Source organism: Saliniferula longa (genome assembly GCF_050789285.1).
Taxonomy (GTDB): domain Bacteria; phylum Pseudomonadota; class Alphaproteobacteria; order Rhodobacterales; family Rhodobacteraceae; genus CAVPWP01.
The window spans coordinates 538,776-554,390 of the sequence record NZ_JBOUVX010000001.1 but is presented as its reverse complement, the minus strand read 5'-3'; the positions used below and the strand labels follow the sequence as shown (position 1 = coordinate 554,390).

Here is a 15,615-nt window from a genome sequence, read left to right as displayed (position 1 = left end):
GTTCAGCCTCGCTCCTTCAATGCAGGTTTCGGCAGCCCGAGCGCGGCGCGATCGCAGGGACCGGCCGGCGCGTCGGTACGGCGCGCGATCCGCAAACGGGCGGACCGGGCGCGCGGGTTTTCGGAAAGCTCACGGTCGTCGGGGCCCACGGCCTTGCCGTGCGGCGCGAAGCGGGGGGTATCCTCGGCCGTCTCGGGGGCGTGGCGGCTGCCCCGGCCCGCCGTGCCGGACCGGGCCTGCAGGAAGCGCTTGACGACGCGGTCTTCAAGCGAATGGAAGCTGACCACGGCAAGGAACCCGCCAGGCTTCAGCGCGCGTTCGGCGGCTTCGAGGCCATCGACCAGGGCGCCGAATTCGTCGTTCACCGCGATCCGGATCGCCTGGAAGCTTCGCGTCGCGGGATGGCTTTGCCCGGGCTTGGCGCGCGGCAGGCAGCTTTCGATGACCTTCGCCAGGTCCGCGGTCCGGGTGAACGGCCGCTCGGCCCGACGCGCCACGATGGCCCGCGCGATCCGCCGCGAGGCGCGCTCTTCGCCGTAGTGGAACAGGATATCGGCGATCTCGGCCTCGGAGGCGGTGTTCACGATGTCGGCCGCGGTCCCCCCTTCGGCCCCCATCCGCATGTCGAGAGGGCCGTCGGCGCGGAAGGAAAACCCGCGTTCGGCCTGATCGAGCTGCATCGACGAGACACCAAGATCCAGAACCACGCCGTCAAGCGGCTGGCCCGCCAGCGTGTCGAGATCGGCGAAATTGCCTTCGCGCAGGACAAGCCGGTCGCCGTAGCGGCCCGCCCAGGCCCGCGCCATGTCGAAGACACTGGGATCGCGGTCGATCGCGATGACCGTGTCGGCGCCGGCTTCGAGCAAGCCCTGCGCATAGCCGCCCGCGCCGAAGGTGCCGTCGACCCAGACACCGCTGACCGGCGAGACGGCGGCAAGCAGCGGGCGCAGAAGGACCGGGACATGGGGCTGAGGCTCGTTCGTCACGCGGGCCGCGGCCGCCATGGCTCAGCCTCCACGGGTCTTGTCGAGAAGGGTGAGGGGGTCGAAATCCTCGGGCTGCTGGTCAAGCCACGCCTCGGTCCGGGCGGCTTCGACCTCGTCGAAGGTTTCGGGCTTCCAGATCTGGAAGGTGTCGCCGGTGGCGATGAAATAGGCGGTGTCGTCAAGGCCGATCTTGGTGCGCAGCTTGGCCGGAAGGACGATCCGCCCTGTCTCGTCCACGCTGGAGGGAAGCGACTGTCCGTTGAACAGGCGCTCCAGCATCCGCCGCTCGATCGAGCCGCGCGGCAGTTCGGCGATCTGGGCGTCGACCTCGGCCGCGGCCTCGAGCGTATAGCATTCAAGGTACTGCCGGCGATGGTCGCCATAGACGATCACGAATTCAGGGGATTTGCCTTCGGACCACGCGGGGTCGCCGTTCTCGAGGACACGGCGAAACCCGGCCGGGATCGAGACCCTGCCCTTGCCGTCCACCTTCTGGTGGAATTCGCCTCTGAACCGTCGAACCACTGTCCCGCGGCCCTTCTTGTTGTCTGTTGCCCGGGCCCCGAACCGAAAACGGCGGACTGAGCTGCTGCCACTGCCCAATCCGCCGCCCTCGTCCCGTTGCCGGGTATGTCCGACTGCGCGCGCCACCTGGGGGGATGTCTGCTCGCCCGCGCGCCGGATCTCTGATGATGAGTGGGTGCCTGTATGAAACCTGCTCTTGGTGCCGTGGGGTCTTTAGCGCCCCTTTGTGTCCCTGCTCATCGTGTGAACAGGGATGACATGGGAATTCATGGTAATCAACAGAAAAATGCGGGACCGAGCACAGTATTTTGTTTCTCGCGCCCCCTCAGAACAAGGGATGGTGCCCAATCCGGACGTCTTTGCAACATCATCTGGGGATAGCTCGGCGCATACTGCCCAATATCTTGTTTTCGCGGCACTACGCAGGAATTTCCCACGAAATCCCTGAAAGTTCACGACCAGCGTGAGATTCACGGGCCTGGCCACCCCGTCCAGACCCGGACACACCCCGAATCGCGGCGATTCCCCGCGCCGGATGGGGCTGCGCGACAGCGGCTTCCCATGAAATCCCGCGAGGCCCGCACGCCGGCGCGCGGATGCGGGTGGTCTGGGGGTTCGGGGTCTGGGGGTGTGGGGTCTGGGGGCGTGGGGTCTGGGGGTGTGGGGTCTGGGGGCGTGGCGTCAGGCCATGCCGCCGCCGACCAGGCGCCGCGCGATGGCGCCATAGGCCTCGGCGATGGGCCCCTCGCCCGCGGCGATCGGCGTGCCACCGTCGCCCGCGACCCGCACATCCAGCGAAAGCGGAATCTCGCCCAGAAGCGGCACGCCCAGCTTCGCCGCCTCGGCCGCGACGCCGCCATGGCCGAAGATATGCGCTTCGTGACCGCAGTTCGGGCAGACGTAGGTCGACATGTTCTCGATCAGCCCAAGCACGGGCGTCTTCAGCATCTGGAACATGCCGATGGCCTTGCGCGCATCCAGAAGCGCGACATCCTGCGGGGTCGAGACCACGATAGCGCCCGTCACCTGCGTCCGCTGGCACAATGTCAGCTGCACATCCCCCGTGCCCGGCGGCAGGTCGACGATCAGCACGTCGAGACGCCCCCACGCGACCTGGCCCAGCATCTGCTGCAAGGCCCCCATCAGCATCGGGCCGCGCCAGACCACGGGCTTGTCCTCGTCCAGCATCAACCCCAGCGACATCATGGTGACGCCATGCGCCTGAAGCGGGATGATCGTCTTGCCGTCGGGCGAGGCCGGGCGCTTGGACACACCCATCATGCGTGGCTGCGACGGGCCATAGATGTCGGCGTCAAGAAGCCCGACGCGCCGCCCCTGCCGCGCCAGCGCGACGGCAAGGTTCGACGCGACCGTCGACTTGCCCACCCCGCCCTTGCCCGAGGCGATGGCCAGGATCCGGTCGACGCCCGACACCTTCTGCGGCCCGCCCTGCTGCGGCGTGGGGTGACGCCCGATCGTCAGGCTGGGCGGCTCGGCCTGCGCGGCGGCCCTTGGTGCGGGGCGCGCGGCCGGGCCATGGGCCGTCAGCACCGCCGAAACCCGCGCCACCCCGGCAAGCCGCGCGACCGCCTCTTCGGCGCGCGCCCGGACGGCTTCGAGGGCGCGCGCGGCCTCGGGCGATGGGGCCTCGATCACGAATCGGACGACGCCCGCGTCGACATCGAGCGCCCGCACGAGGTCGCGCCCGACCAGATCGCCGCCATCCGGCAGGCTCACGGTCCGCAAGACCTTCAGGATTTCGTTACGTAGATCGGCCATATTTCGATCCCCCGCGCATGAATATGCCGCACTAGTTGACCGAATCCCCTCCCCGCACAAGGGATCGGCCGGAAACCGCCGCGGAAACCGGCGCGTTGCCCAAATAATAGGTCAGTTATTCATATGCAGTTTCTGCATAGCAGCATTGAAATCCTGTGCATTGTGCAGGCGCAGCGAAGACCTAATCTATCCGCAGACGAAACGAATAACGATCCAAGGACGACGACAATGGCATTCACGCAGACGACACGCGGTTCGATGGCCCCTGTGGGCTCCGCTGCCGCCTCGATCTTCGGCAGCATCGCCGAACGCGTGCGCCGCTATCGTATGTACCGGCAGACACTGGCCGAGCTGCACACCCTCACCGACCGCGAACTCGCGGATCTGGGCCTGAGCCGCTCGATGGTCCGGTCGCTGGCATACCAGGCGGCGTACGAGGACTGAGAATTCACGGATCAGAAGGCCCCTCCTCCTCCCTGGGTCTTCTGAAATTGGCGGTGGCACCCTCCTCCTCCCTGGTGCCACCGCTTTTTTTTTGCGCCGCCGTTCCCTTCGCGGCGCGGCCCTCAGGCCATGGCATTGTGTTCCGAGATGGCCAGAAGTTCGTCGATGCCCACCGGCTTGCGCAGCACGGCCGCCACCGACGGCGCGATCTCGAACAACTCGCCCTTCGCGAAAAGACCCGAGCCGGTGATCATGACCACCTTGCAGTCGGGATTGGCGTAGGTCGCCAGCGTCGCGACCGACAGGCCGCTTTCCTCGCCAAGATGCAGGTCCAGCACCACCACGTCGTAGGATCCGCCCATAAGAAGCAGACGCGCCCCGGTGGCGTCGGCGGCTGCATGGACCACATGGCCCGCGCCCTCGAACACCTCGACCCAGAGCGACCGGAGGATGTCCTCATCCTCGACAACCAGAACTTTCACGCCGCAACTCCAGTCAACGTCCGGTTGTCAGGATATTTCGGTGGCGCTGAACAAAACAATAACGAAGCTTGCGGTCGCGTTAATTTGTCCCGAGGGTCGCGCGCGGCAGACGCCTAGAACGGCACGTCGTCGGCGCGATCGGCGGCGACGACGAAGCCCGCGACGACCTTCTTTGCGCCGGCCTTCTCGAACTCGATATCAAGCTTGTCGCCCTCGATCCCCATGACGTAGCCATAGCCGAACTTGGGGTGGAACACCCGCTCGCCCCGGGTGAAGACCGACACCGCGTCAAGGTCGATCACGGTGGTGCGCGCCTCGCGCGGCTGGCTGGTTCCACGCTCGCCCGCGCGGGCCTGCAGGCGCCGCCAGCCGGGCGAGTTGTAGACATTCGCGCGGCTTGCCGCCTCGTCCAGGCGCGAAGCGGCGGCCGGCGCCATTCCGGCCGCGCCGAAGCCGCCGCCGTAAAGGCCGGGCGGCGTCAGCACCTCGACATGGTCGGCGGGCAGTTCGTCGATGAAGCGCGACGGCAGCTGGCTTTGCCACTGGCCATAGACCCGCCTGTTCGCGGCGAACGAGATCGTGCACAGTTCCTCGGCGCGGGTGATCCCGACATAGGCAAGCCGGCGCTCTTCCTCGAGGCCCTTGAGCCCGCTTTCGTCCATCGACCGCTGCGACGGGAAAAGCCCATCTTCCCAACCGGGCAGGAACACCGCCGGAAACTCGAGCCCCTTGGCCGCGTGCAGCGTCATAATCGACACCTTTTCGGTGGCGTCTTCCTGTTCGTTGTCCATGATCAGCGCGACGTGTTCGAGAAACCCCTGAAGGTTGTCGAAGGCTTCCAGCGCCTTCACCAGTTCCTTGAGGTTCTCAAGCCGCCCCGGCGCCTCGGGCGTCTTGTCGTTCAGCCACATCGTCGTATAGCCGGACTCGTCAAGGATACGCTCGGCAAGCTCGATATGGGTTTCGGCCTCGGCGCCCACGGCACCATGCCAGCGGTCGATCCCCGCGATCAGCGCGGCAAGCTCGGTCCCGCCCTTGCCGCCAAGCCCCTTGGCCGCCAGAAGCAGGCGCGCGCCTTCCACCAGCGACACGCCGTTCGCACGCGCCGACCGCTGGATCAGCTGTTGCGCCTTGTCGCCAAGGCCCCGCTTGGGCGTATTCACGATCCGCTCGAAGGCCAGATCGTCGTCGGGGCTGACCGCCAGGCGGAAATAGGCCATGGCGTCGCGGATCTCCATCCGCTCGTAGAACCGCGGGCCGCCGATCACCCGGTAGGGAAGGCCAATGGTCAGAAATCTGTCCTCGAACGCCCGCATCTGATGGCTGGCGCGCACCAGAATGGCGGATTCGTTCAAGCCCATCGGCCGCATGCCCCGGGTTCCCGACTGCATCGCCTCAAGCTCTTCGCCGATCCAGCGGGCCTCTTCCTCGCCGTCCCAATGGCCGATCAGGCGCAGCTTCTCGCCCTCGGGCGCCTCGGTCCAGAGCGTCTTGCCAAGCCGCCCCTCGTTGCCGGCGATCACGCCCGAGGCGGCGGCGAGGATATGCGGGGTCGAGCGGTAGTTCTGTTCAAGCCGGATGACCCGGGCGCCGGGAAAATCCTTCTCGAACCGCAGGATATTGCCGACCTCGGCGCCGCGCCAGCCATAGATCGACTGGTCGTCGTCACCCACGCAGCAGATGTTGCGGTGCGCCTGCGCCAGAAGCCGCAGCCACAGATACTGCGCGACGTTCGTATCCTGGTATTCGTCGACAAGGATGAAGCGGAACCAGCGCTGGTATTGCTGAAGCACATCCTCGTGCGTGCGGAAGATCGTCAGGACATGCAGAAGCAGGTCGCCGAAATCCACCGCGTTCAGCGTCTTCAGCCGCTCCTGGTACTGGGCGTAAAGCTCGACCCCGCGCCGGTTGAAGGCGCCCGCCTCGGCCGCGGGCACCTGGTCGGGCGTCCAGGCGCGGTTCTTCCACTGGTCGATGATCCCGGCAAGCATCCGGGCCGGCCAGCGCTTTTCGTCGATGTTCTCGGCGATGATCAGCTGCTTGATGAGCCGCACCTGGTCGTCGGTGTCGAGGATGGTGAAGGTCGTCTTGAGGCCGACAAGCTCGGCGTGCCGCCGCAGAAGCTTGACGCAGATCGCGTGGAAGGTGCCAAGCCAGGGCATCCCCTCGACTTCCTGCCCCAAAAGCGTGGCGACCCGGGTCTTCATCTCGCGCGCGGCCTTGTTGGTGAAGGTCACGGCAAGGATCTCGTTCGGGCGCGCGGTCCCGGTGTGCAGAAGATGCGCGATGCGGGCCGTCAGCGCGCGCGTCTTGCCGGTGCCCGCGCCGGCCAGCATCAGGACCGGCCCCTCCAGCGCCTCGACCGCCTCGCGCTGGGCGGGGTTCAGCCCGTCAAGATAGGGCGCGGGCCGCGCCGTCATCGCGCGCCGGCTGAGCGGCACCACCGCCTCGAAGGCCTCGTCCTCGGAAAGACTGCTCATGCCAGGGACTCTAGCCCGTTCGGGGGCCAAGGGAAAGACCGTGTTCGCGATGTGTTCCACCCATGCCCGTCGGATCCCTTGCCATTGCGCCGGCTTCGCTTAGAAGGCGGGCATGGACCTTGACTATCGCTTCCCCGCGCTTTCGGACCTGCGCGACCATGCCCGCCGCCGGATCCCGCATTACCTGTGGGAATATCTCGACAATGCGACCGGCGACGAAGGGGCGAAGCGGCGCGCCGAGGCGGCTCTGGACGCGGTCGAGCTTCTGCCCGGGGTCCTTGCCGGCGAGGTCGAGCCGGTGCTTGAAACGACGCTTCTGGGGCGCGGGTGCGCCGCCCCGATCGGCATCGCCCCTGTCGGCATGTCGGGTGCGGTCTGGCCCGACGCCGAGCGGCTTCTGGCGCGCACGGCCGCCCAGGCCCGCATTCCCTATTGCCTGTCCACTGTCGCCGCCGTCCCGCCCGAAGAGATCGCCGGCGCCTTCGGCGACATGGGCTGGTTCCAGCTTTACGCCCCCGCCGACCCCGCCATGCGCCGCGACGTGCTGGCCCGCGCCCGGGCGGCCGGGTTCCACACCCTGATCCTGACCGTCGACGTGCCGGTCCTCAGCCGGCGCGAGCGCGAGATGCGCGTGAACATCCGCAATCCGATGCCGCTGACGCCGTCGGTCCTGCTGCAAAGCGCGCTGCGCCCGGCCTGGGCCTGGGGGATGCTGGGCCGCCCGATCCCGCGACCGCGCCTGTTCGACAAGTACGCGGACACCGTGACCAAGAGGGCGGGCGACAAGCACATCGGCCTGTCGGTGCGCTGCGCGCCCGACTGGGACTATCTCGACGCGCTGCGCGCCGAATGGGACGGGCCGCTGGTGATCAAGGGCGTGCTCGACCCGGCCGCCGTGCCGCGCCTTCTGGCCGCCGGGGCAGACGCGCTTTGGGTGTCGAACCATGGCGGGCGGCAGTTCCAGGCCGCGCCCACGCCGGTGGCGCAACTTCCGCTGGTCCGCGCCGCCGCCAGCCCCGAGGTGCCGATCATCGCCGATGGCGCGGTGCGCTCGGGCACGGATGTGCTGCGCCTGATCGCGCTTGGGGCAGATTTCGTCATGCTGGGCCGCGCCTTCCATCACGGTCTTGCCGCCGCGGGCGAGGCCGGCGCGGCGCATGTCGTCCACCTTCTGGTCGAGCAGATGAAGATCGACATGGCGCAACTGGCCATCGCGCGGCCCGTCGAGGCGCGAGGGCGGCTGAGGCGCTAAGCCGCCAGACAGCGCGCTTTACCCGTGGTCCCTTTGGCCCTACAGATTTCTGCAGGTGCAAAGGGACGTGATCATGGCCGATTTCAAGAAGATCCTCATCGCGAACCGCGGCGAGATCGCCATCCGCGTCATGCGCGCGGCCAACGAATTGGGCAAGCGCACGGTCGCGGTCTATGCCGAGGAAGACAAGCTGTGCCTGCACCGCTTCAAGGCGGACGAGGCCTACAAGATCGGCGGCGGCCTGGGCCCGGTCGCGGCCTACCTCTCGATCCCCGAGATCATCCGCGTCGCGCGCGACTGCGGCGCCGACGCCATCCATCCGGGCTACGGCCTTCTGAGCGAGAACCCCGCCTTCGTGGATGCCTGCGCCGCCGCCGGCATCGCCTTCATCGGCCCGAAGGCCGAAACCATGCGCGCGCTTGGCGACAAGGCCAGCGCCCGGAGGGTCGCGATCGCCGCCGGCGTGCCCGTCATTCCCGCAACCGAGGTCCTGGGCGAGGATATGGACGCCATCGCCAAGGAGGCCGCCGAAGTCGGCTATCCGCTGATGCTCAAGGCGTCCTGGGGTGGCGGCGGCCGGGGCATGCGCCCGATCAAGGGCCCCGACGAGCTTGAGACCAAGGTCAAGGAAGGCCGGCGCGAGGCCGAGGCCGCCTTCGGCAACGGCGAGGGTTACCTCGAGAAGATGATCCTCAAGGCCCGCCATGTCGAGGTGCAGATCCTCGGCGACAGCCAGGGCAACATCTATCACCTGTGGGAACGCGACTGTTCGGTCCAGCGGCGCAACCAGAAGGTCGTCGAGCGCGCGCCCGCCCCCTACCTGTCGCCTGCCCAGCGTGAGGAAATCTGCAACCTCGGCAAGAAGATCGCCGAGGCCGTGGGCTATGAATGTGCCGGCACCGTCGAGTTCCTGATGGATATGGCGACGGGCAAGTTCTACTTCATCGAAGTGAACCCCCGCATCCAGGTCGAGCATACCGTGACCGAAGAGGTCACCGGCATCGACATCGTGCGCGCCCAGATCCTGATCGCCGAAGGGAAAAGCCTGGTCGAGGCGACGGGCGTCGCCTCGCAATACGACGTCAAGCTCGACGGCCACGCGATCCAGTGCCGGATCACCACCGAGGACCCGCAGAACAACTTCATCCCCGATTACGGGCGCATCACCGCCTATCGGGGCGCCACCGGCATGGGCATTCGCCTTGACGGCGGCACGGCCTATTCCGGCGCGGTCATCACGCGCTACTACGACTCGCTTCTAGAAAAAGTCACCGCCTGGGCCCCCACGCCCGAGGCCGCGATCGCCCGCATGGACCGCGCCCTGCGCGAGTTCCGCATCCGCGGCGTGTCGACCAACATCGCCTTCGTCGAGAACCTTCTGAAGCACCCGACGTTCCTGTCGAACGAATACCACACCAAGTTCATCGACCAGACGCCCGAGCTTTTCGAATTCCGCGAACGGCGCGACCGGGCGACGAAGATCCTCACCTACATCGCCGACATCACGATCAACGGCCACCCCGAGGTCGAGGGCCGCCCCCGCCCGCACGAGGACGCCCGCGATCCCAAGCCGCCCGCGCTGAAGGCCGAACGCCCAGCCCCCGGCACGCGCCAGATCCTCGAGGCCGAAGGACCCGAAGGGCTGGCGCGCTGGATGGCCGACCAGAAGCAGGTGCTGATCACCGACACGACGATGCGCGATGGTCACCAGTCGCTGCTGGCCACGCGCATGCGCTCGATCGACATGATCCGCGTCGCGCCCACCTATGCCGCGAACCTGCCGCAGCTGTTCAGCGTGGAATGCTGGGGCGGCGCGACCTTCGACGTGGCCTACCGCTTCTTGCAGGAATGCCCCTGGCAGCGGCTGCGCGACCTGCGCGCGGGCATGCCGAACCTGATGACGCAGATGCTTCTGCGCGGCTCGAACGGGGTGGGCTACACGAACTACCCCGACAACGTGGTGCAGGCTTTCGTCAAGCAGGCCGCCGAGACCGGCATCGACGTCTTCCGTGTGTTCGACAGCCTGAACTGGGTCGAGAACATGCGCGTGGCGATGGACGCCGTGATCGACAACGGCAAGGTCTGCGAGGGCACGATCTGCTACACCGGCGACATCCTGAACCCCGACCGCGCCAAGTACGACCTGAAGTACTACGTCGCGATGGGCAAGGAGCTGAAGGAGGCCGGCGCGCACGTGCTGGGGCTGAAGGACATGGCGGGGCTGCTGAAGCCCGCCGGCGCCCGCGTCCTTGTCCGCGCGCTGAAGGACGAGGTCGGCCTGCCGATCCACTTCCACACCCACGACACGGCCGGCATCGCCTGCGCCACGATCCTTGCCGCGGCCGAGGCCGGCGTCGACGCCGTCGACTGCGCGATGGACGCGCTGTCGGGCAACACCAGCCAGGCCACGCTGGGCACGGTGGTCGAGATGCTGACCCATTCCGACCGGGCGACCGGCCTCGACATCGCGGCGATCCGCGAGATCTCGAACTACTGGGAGGCCGTGCGCGCCCATTACGCGGCCTTCGAGTCGGGCATGCAGGCGCCCGCCTCCGAGGTCTATCTGCACGAGATGCCGGGCGGGCAGTTCACCAACCTCAAGGCCCAGGCCCGCAGCCTTGGCCTCGAGGAACGCTGGCACGAGGTCGCACAAATGTACGCCGACGTGAACGCGATGTTCGGCGACATCGTGAAGGTGACGCCGTCCTCGAAGGTGGTGGGCGACATGGCGCTGATGATGGTCAGCCAGGGCCTGAGCCGCGCCGATGTCGAGGATCCGGGAAAGGAAGTGGCCTTCCCCGACAGCGTCGTGGACATGATGCGCGGCAACCTGGGCCGGCCGCCCGGGGGCTTTCCCCCGGCCATCGTCAAGAAGGTGCTGAAGGGTGAGAAGCCCCTGACCGAACGGCCCGGCAAGAACATCGCGCCCGTCGACCTTGACGCGAAGCGCAAGGAACTGTCCGAAGCGCTTGACGGCGAGGCCGTCGACGACGAAGACCTCAACGGCTACCTGATGTATCCCAAGGTCTTCCTCGACTACGCCAAGCGGCACGCCAAGTACGGTCCGGTGCGCACGCTGCCGACCCGGACCTTCTTCTACGGGATGGAGCCGGGCGACGAGATTTCAGCCGAGATCGACCCGGGCGTCACGCTCGAAATCCGCTGCCAGGCCATCGCCGAGACCAACAAGGAAGGCGAGGCCAAGGTCTTTTTCGAACTGAACGGCCAGCCGCGCGTGATCCGCGTGACCGACCGGCGCTCGGAAGCCGCGATGATCAAGCGTCCGAAGGCCGCGACCGGGAACCCCGATCACATCGGCGCACCGATGCCGGGCGTCGTCGCCACGGTCGCCGTGGTGGCGGGGGCGACGGTCAAGCCGGGCGACCTGCTGCTGACGATCGAGGCGATGAAGATGGAAACGGGCATCCACGCCGACCGCGCGGCCACGGTGAAGGCCGTGCACGTCACGCCGGGCGCGCAGATCGACGCCAAGGACCTTCTGATCGAACTGGGCTGACCGCGACGCAGGAAGTGGGCGGGGACGGTTCCGCACAAGCCGCCCCTGCCCCCCCCTTTGTCCGGCGTCAGCGCCCAACGGGACGCCACGAGGGCCATGGGAAGATCACAAGCAGCCGGCCTGCGCGCCGCAGAACGCCTCGGGAAGGCCCGCCGTCCATTCCGGCGCGATCCCGGGACGCATCAGGTGAAGGCCCCCGCCGAACCGGGGACGTTGCGCCGACGGCAGGGGCGAACGCGCACGACACCCGGTCCCTTGCGGAGCCGTCCACTCGCCCAGAAGCCGAGGTGCTGCGTAGGGATTCGGGGGATCGCTATACGCGTCACGGCGCCGACATTGACGCCCGCTGCCAGTATCGGGTTCCGGCCGTGCGCGCTGTGTGCAACGATCCTGTTCAGCAGGAAGAGGGTTTGCCCTTCTCCCACTCCGCTTTCGCCTTGTCGTACTCCGCAGCCCGCTTCGCCGTCTGTTCCGGCGTCTCGATAACCTGATCCGAAAAGGCTTTGCGATAGAGTTCCTCTTGCCTTGACGATGATCGGGTCTTCTTCGCGGGCGACGTTGTCTTTGATGAGCGTTTGGCCATCCAAGACCCCTTTCTCTTTCAGTTGCCGATACGTCACCGGCGGCTTTCGCCCTGCCGTGCCCAACGAGAACGCCTCAACAGCCCCCAAGGCGCTCCCTGAAAACACATGTGCGGCCGCCCTTCTCGTGGACCACCTTGCTATCCCCGAACGATCGCTTGAAGGCGTCGGTCTTTACCGGCGGGGCGCTTTGGAAGAGCGTTCGCCCTTCTCCCATTCCGCTTTCGCCTTGTCGAACTCTGCTGCTGTCTGCGTTAGGTTGTCCGGCACCTCGGTCACGTCCAAGAATACCTTCTCCCAAAACGCACGTGACTTTGACGTCGATCGGGTCTTCTCCGTAGGCGAGTTAGTTGTCGATGAGCGTTTGGCCATCCGCGCCTCCCTACTCACTCAGTTGCCGATACGTTACCGGCGGCTTGCGCGCCGCCTCAAGGATGCCTCTAGCGCCATCCAACATACAGACGCTGATCCGCGGCAAGCTCGTCCCGTCCACGCGCAGTTCTGTGGCGTCCGTCAGGCGAAGCGCGCTCGGAAGCCGTCGAATCTCGTCAGCCTTCGACTGATCCTGCGAGTATCCCGATCGGACCGTCCGAGACCCAACCTCCAAGGACTCTGCCGATCCCGACTGCGACTTGGGCAAGGCCTTTCCGGTGGCAGCCATCGCCCCCGCCCTGCTTGAGCTGCGGCCAGCGGCCGGCAAGGCCGCGCAGGCTCTTGCGCGCGCGGGGCTATCAGGGGACACGTCGTCTGATCCGGGACACCAGCGCCGCGATCCTCGGAGCGCCCTTGGGAGCCCTGCGTTTCGGGATGGGCGTGAAAACGCAGCCACCGCACTTGGTCGGGAGCGCGAACTGACAAGGGGTGTCTGGTGGAGCCGAGGGGGATCGAACCCCTGACCTCGTCATTGCGAACGACGCGCTCTCCCAACTGAGCTACGGCCCCGACGGCGCGGGTGATGAGCGATCGCGGGGGCGGTGTCAAGCGGAATGCGCCCAGGCCCCCGCGCCGCTGGTGCCCCCCGTCGGCGCGGGGCGCGCCTCAGCCCTTCTCGGCCTTGGCCACGATCCGCTTCACCGCCAGGAAGCTGTCCGGCGTGACCGAGATCGTGTCGATCCCGGCATCGACCAGCACCGCCGCGAAGTCGGGATAGTTCGACGGCGCTTGCCCGCACAGACCCACCTTCGCGCCCGCCTTGTGCGCCCTCTCGATGACCGAGCGGATCATCCAGACGACCGCCGGGTGCCGCTCGTCGAAGAGGTCCGCCAGCTTGTCGCTGTCGCGGTCGATTCCCAGCGTCAACTGCGTCAGGTCGTTCGACCCGATCGAGAAGCCGTCGAAGCGCTTGGCGAAGTCCTCGGCCAGGATCACGTTCGAGGGCACCTCGCACATGACATAGACCTGCAGCCCGTCCTTGCCGCGCTGAAGCCCGTTCTCCTTCATCACCGCAAGCACCCGGTCGGCTTCCTCGGGCGTGCGACAGAAGGGGATCATGACGATGACGTTGTCGAACCCCATCTCGCCACGCAGCTTCGCCACCGCCCGGCACTCCAGCGCGAAGCCGTCGCGATAACCCTCGTCGTAATAGCGCGAGGCCCCGCGCCAGCCGATCATCGGGTTTTCCTCGTGCGGCTCGAACTGGCGGCCGCCCAGAAGGTCGGCATATTCGTTCGTCTTGAAGTCCGACATCCGCAGGATCATCGGGTTCGGATAGGCCACCGCCGCGATCCGGCTCAGCCCGATGGCCAGCTGGTCGACGAAGAACTGCGGCTTGTCGTCATAGCCCGCGGTCAGCGCCTCGATCTCGGCCTGCACGGCCTCGTCGCGGATCGCGTCGAAATGCAAAAGCGCCTCGGGGTGGACCTTGATCGTGTTCGAGATCACGAACTCCATCCGCGCCAGCCCCACGCCCGCCGCCGGCAGCCGCCACCAGCGCGTCGCCGTCTGCGGGTTGGCGAGGTTCAGCATGATCCGCGTCTTCGTCTCGGGCACATGCGCCAGGTCAAGCTCCTCGACCTGGTAGTCGGCGGTGCCGGCATAGACCAAGCCGGTGTCGCCTTCCGCGCAGCTCACCGTCACCTCCTGCTCGGAATGCAGCAGATGCGTGGCGTTGCCGCAGCCCACGATCGCCGGCACGCCAAGCTCGCGGCTGACGATCGCGGCGTGGCTCGTGCGCCCGCCATGGTCGGTGACGATCGCGCTGGCTTTCTTCATGATCGGCACCCAGTCGGGGTCCGTGGTCGACGTCACAAGGACCGAACCCTCGACGAAGCGATCGATGTCCTTCACGCTTTCGATCAGGCAGACCGTCCCCGTGGTGATCGCCGACCCGACCGAGATGCCGCTTACCAGCGTCTCGCCATGGGCGCCGATCGAATAGGACTTGAGGGTGCCCACATCCAGCCGGCTTTGCACCGTCTCGGGCCGGGCCTGCACGATGAAAAGCTGGTTCGTGATCCCGTCGCGCGCCCATTCCATGTCCATCGGCAGGCCGTAATGCTTCTCGATCGTCGCCGCCATCCGCGCTAGCGACACCGCCTCGTCATCGGACAGCACGAAGGTCCCGCGCTCGGCCTTCGAGGTTGGCACGTTCTTGATCGTCCGCCCCTCGCCCGCAGCGGCGTAAATCATCTTCTTTTCCTTGGCGCCCAGGATCTTGGCGACGATGGGCGTCAGGCCGGGCTTGTCGAGGAAGGGCTTGTAGACCTGGAACTCGTCGGGGGTGACGGCGCCCTGCACGACGTTCTCGCCCAGGCCCCAAGCCGCGTTGATCAGCACCACTTTGTCGAAGCCCGACTCGGTGTCGATCGAGAACATGACGCCCGATCCCCCGATGTCCGAGCGCACCATCTGCTGCACGCCCACCGACAGCGCCACCTGCATGTGATCGAACCCCTGCACCGCGCGATAGCTGATCGCCCGGTCGGTGAAGAGCGAGGCATAGCAGTTGCGGCAGGCTTCCAACAGCGCCTCCTCGCCCGAGACATTGAGATAGGTCTCCTGCTGGCCCGCGAAGCTTGCGTCCGGCAGGTCCTCGGCGGTGGCCGAGGATCGCACCGCGACCGACAGCCTCTCGATGCCCGCGCGCTTCGACAGCTCGCGATAGGCCTCGACGATCGCCTTGCGCGTGGTCTCGGGCCAGTCCCCCGCCCGGATCGCGGCGCGCACCGCCGCGCCCGTCTCGGACAGCGTCTTCTTGCCCGCCGTCCAGTCGGCCATCGAGCGCGCGACGAAGTCGTCCAGACCGTTGGCGGTGATATAGCCGCGATAGGCGTCTGCCGTGGTGGCGAAGCCCGGCGGCACCGTCACGCCCAGTCCGCCCAGCTTCTGGACCATCTCGCCCAACGACGAGTTCTTGCCCCCCACCAGCGCCACGTCGCCGCGGCGAAGGTTGTCGAAGAAGATGACATGCGGGTCGTTCTTGGCCATGGGGATCCTCCGGTCGCGCTGCCCAGTTGCAGGCGCCACCCTAGCGGGTTCCCCCGGCGCAGCGTTGACATGGGTCAAGCCCCGGGCCCGATCGCAGCCCGGCCGCCACGGTCAGGTGTTCTTCTTGGCGGAAATATCCCGGG

General features: G+C 67.1%; 10 protein-coding genes and 1 tRNA gene. 3 read left to right on the top strand and 8 right to left on the bottom strand.

Features of this window, described 5'->3' with window-relative positions:
- Positions 1-2 precede the first annotated feature (2 nt).
- The 3 genes from rsmH to ACRDNQ_RS02470 all read right to left on the bottom strand — a co-directional run bounded on the left by rsmH (position 3) and on the right by ACRDNQ_RS02470 (position 3,290).
- Positions 3-1,004 carry a 16S rRNA (cytosine(1402)-N(4))-methyltransferase RsmH gene (gene rsmH, locus ACRDNQ_RS02480; protein ID WP_431827040.1) on the bottom strand — a complete coding sequence of 334 codons (1,002 nt, stop codon included), beginning with the start codon at positions 1,002-1,004 and terminating at the stop codon, positions 3-5.
- 3 nt (positions 1,005-1,007) lie between these two features.
- Positions 1,008-1,511, bottom strand: a complete 504-nt coding sequence (gene mraZ / locus ACRDNQ_RS02475) for a division/cell wall cluster transcriptional repressor MraZ (protein ID WP_431827039.1) — start codon at positions 1,509-1,511, stop codon at positions 1,008-1,010.
- A 681-nt stretch (positions 1,512-2,192) separates the two neighbouring features.
- Positions 2,193-3,290 carry an Mrp/NBP35 family ATP-binding protein gene (locus tag ACRDNQ_RS02470; protein WP_431827038.1) on the bottom strand — a complete coding sequence of 366 codons (1,098 nt, stop codon included), beginning with the start codon at positions 3,288-3,290 and terminating at the stop codon, positions 2,193-2,195.
- A gap of 228 nt (positions 3,291-3,518) precedes the next feature.
- On the opposite strand from ACRDNQ_RS02470, the gene ACRDNQ_RS02465 reads away from it, so the two are divergent.
- The gene (locus ACRDNQ_RS02465; RefSeq protein WP_431827037.1) at positions 3,519-3,734 is read left to right on the top strand and encodes a DUF1127 domain-containing protein; all 216 of its coding nucleotides are present in this window, start codon (positions 3,519-3,521) and stop codon (positions 3,732-3,734) included.
- Between the two features lie 122 nt (positions 3,735-3,856).
- Here ACRDNQ_RS02465 and ACRDNQ_RS02460 read toward each other — a convergent pair whose 3' ends face one another.
- On the bottom strand, positions 3,857-4,216 hold the full coding sequence (locus ACRDNQ_RS02460) for a response regulator (protein WP_431827036.1): 360 nt from the start codon (positions 4,214-4,216) through the stop codon (positions 3,857-3,859).
- A 113-nt stretch (positions 4,217-4,329) separates the two neighbouring features.
- The gene (locus ACRDNQ_RS02455; protein WP_431827035.1) at positions 4,330-6,696 is read right to left on the bottom strand and encodes an ATP-dependent helicase; all 2,367 of its coding nucleotides are present in this window, start codon (positions 6,694-6,696) and stop codon (positions 4,330-4,332) included.
- Between the two features lie 112 nt (positions 6,697-6,808).
- Between ACRDNQ_RS02455 and ACRDNQ_RS02450 the strand changes: the two genes are divergently transcribed.
- Both ACRDNQ_RS02450 and ACRDNQ_RS02445 read left to right on the top strand, forming a co-directional pair.
- A complete protein-coding gene (locus tag ACRDNQ_RS02450; RefSeq protein WP_431827034.1) occupies positions 6,809-7,948 on the top strand; it encodes an alpha-hydroxy acid oxidase in 1,140 nt (379 codons plus the stop codon).
- Between the two features lie 73 nt (positions 7,949-8,021).
- Positions 8,022-11,465 (top strand): pyruvate carboxylase, encoded by a 3,444-nt coding sequence (locus ACRDNQ_RS02445; protein WP_431827033.1) that lies wholly within the window; start codon positions 8,022-8,024, stop codon positions 11,463-11,465.
- A gap of 394 nt (positions 11,466-11,859) precedes the next feature.
- On the opposite strand, the gene ACRDNQ_RS02440 is transcribed toward ACRDNQ_RS02445, so the two are convergent.
- The 3 genes from ACRDNQ_RS02440 to ppsA all read right to left on the bottom strand — a co-directional run bounded on the left by ACRDNQ_RS02440 (position 11,860) and on the right by ppsA (position 15,472).
- Positions 11,860-12,048: a hypothetical protein gene (locus ACRDNQ_RS02440; protein ID WP_431827032.1), complete on the bottom strand. Its 189-nt coding sequence runs from the start codon at positions 12,046-12,048 to the stop codon at positions 11,860-11,862.
- An 864-nt stretch (positions 12,049-12,912) separates the two neighbouring features.
- Positions 12,913-12,988, bottom strand: a tRNA-Ala gene (locus ACRDNQ_RS02435).
- 96 nt (positions 12,989-13,084) lie between these two features.
- Complete coding sequence (gene ppsA / locus ACRDNQ_RS02430; protein ID WP_431827031.1) at positions 13,085-15,472, bottom strand: phosphoenolpyruvate synthase; 2,388 nt, start codon at positions 15,470-15,472, stop codon at positions 13,085-13,087.
- Positions 15,473-15,615 lie beyond the last annotated feature (143 nt).

What these genes read in the sequence shown, in the direction of transcription:
- rsmH (WP_431827040.1), bottom strand. Translation starts at nt 1,004, where the DNA reads ATGGCGGCCGCGGCCCGCGTGACGAACGAGCCTCAGCCCCATGTCCCG.
- ACRDNQ_RS02470 (WP_431827038.1), bottom strand. Translation starts at nt 3,290, where the DNA reads ATGGCCGATCTACGTAACGAAATCCTGAAGGTCTTGCGGACCGTGAGC.
- ACRDNQ_RS02465 (WP_431827037.1), top strand. Translation starts at nt 3,519, where the DNA reads ATGGCATTCACGCAGACGACACGCGGTTCGATGGCCCCTGTGGGCTCC.
- ACRDNQ_RS02455 (WP_431827035.1), bottom strand. Translation starts at nt 6,696, where the DNA reads ATGAGCAGTCTTTCCGAGGACGAGGCCTTCGAGGCGGTGGTGCCGCTC.
- ACRDNQ_RS02450 (WP_431827034.1), top strand. Translation starts at nt 6,809, where the DNA reads ATGGACCTTGACTATCGCTTCCCCGCGCTTTCGGACCTGCGCGACCAT.
- ACRDNQ_RS02445 (WP_431827033.1), top strand. Translation starts at nt 8,022, where the DNA reads ATGGCCGATTTCAAGAAGATCCTCATCGCGAACCGCGGCGAGATCGCC.
- ACRDNQ_RS02440 (WP_431827032.1), bottom strand. Translation starts at nt 12,048, where the DNA reads ATGGCCAAACGCTCATCAAAGACAACGTCGCCCGCGAAGAAGACCCGA.
- ppsA (WP_431827031.1), bottom strand. Translation starts at nt 15,472, where the DNA reads ATGGCCAAGAACGACCCGCATGTCATCTTCTTCGACAACCTTCGCCGC.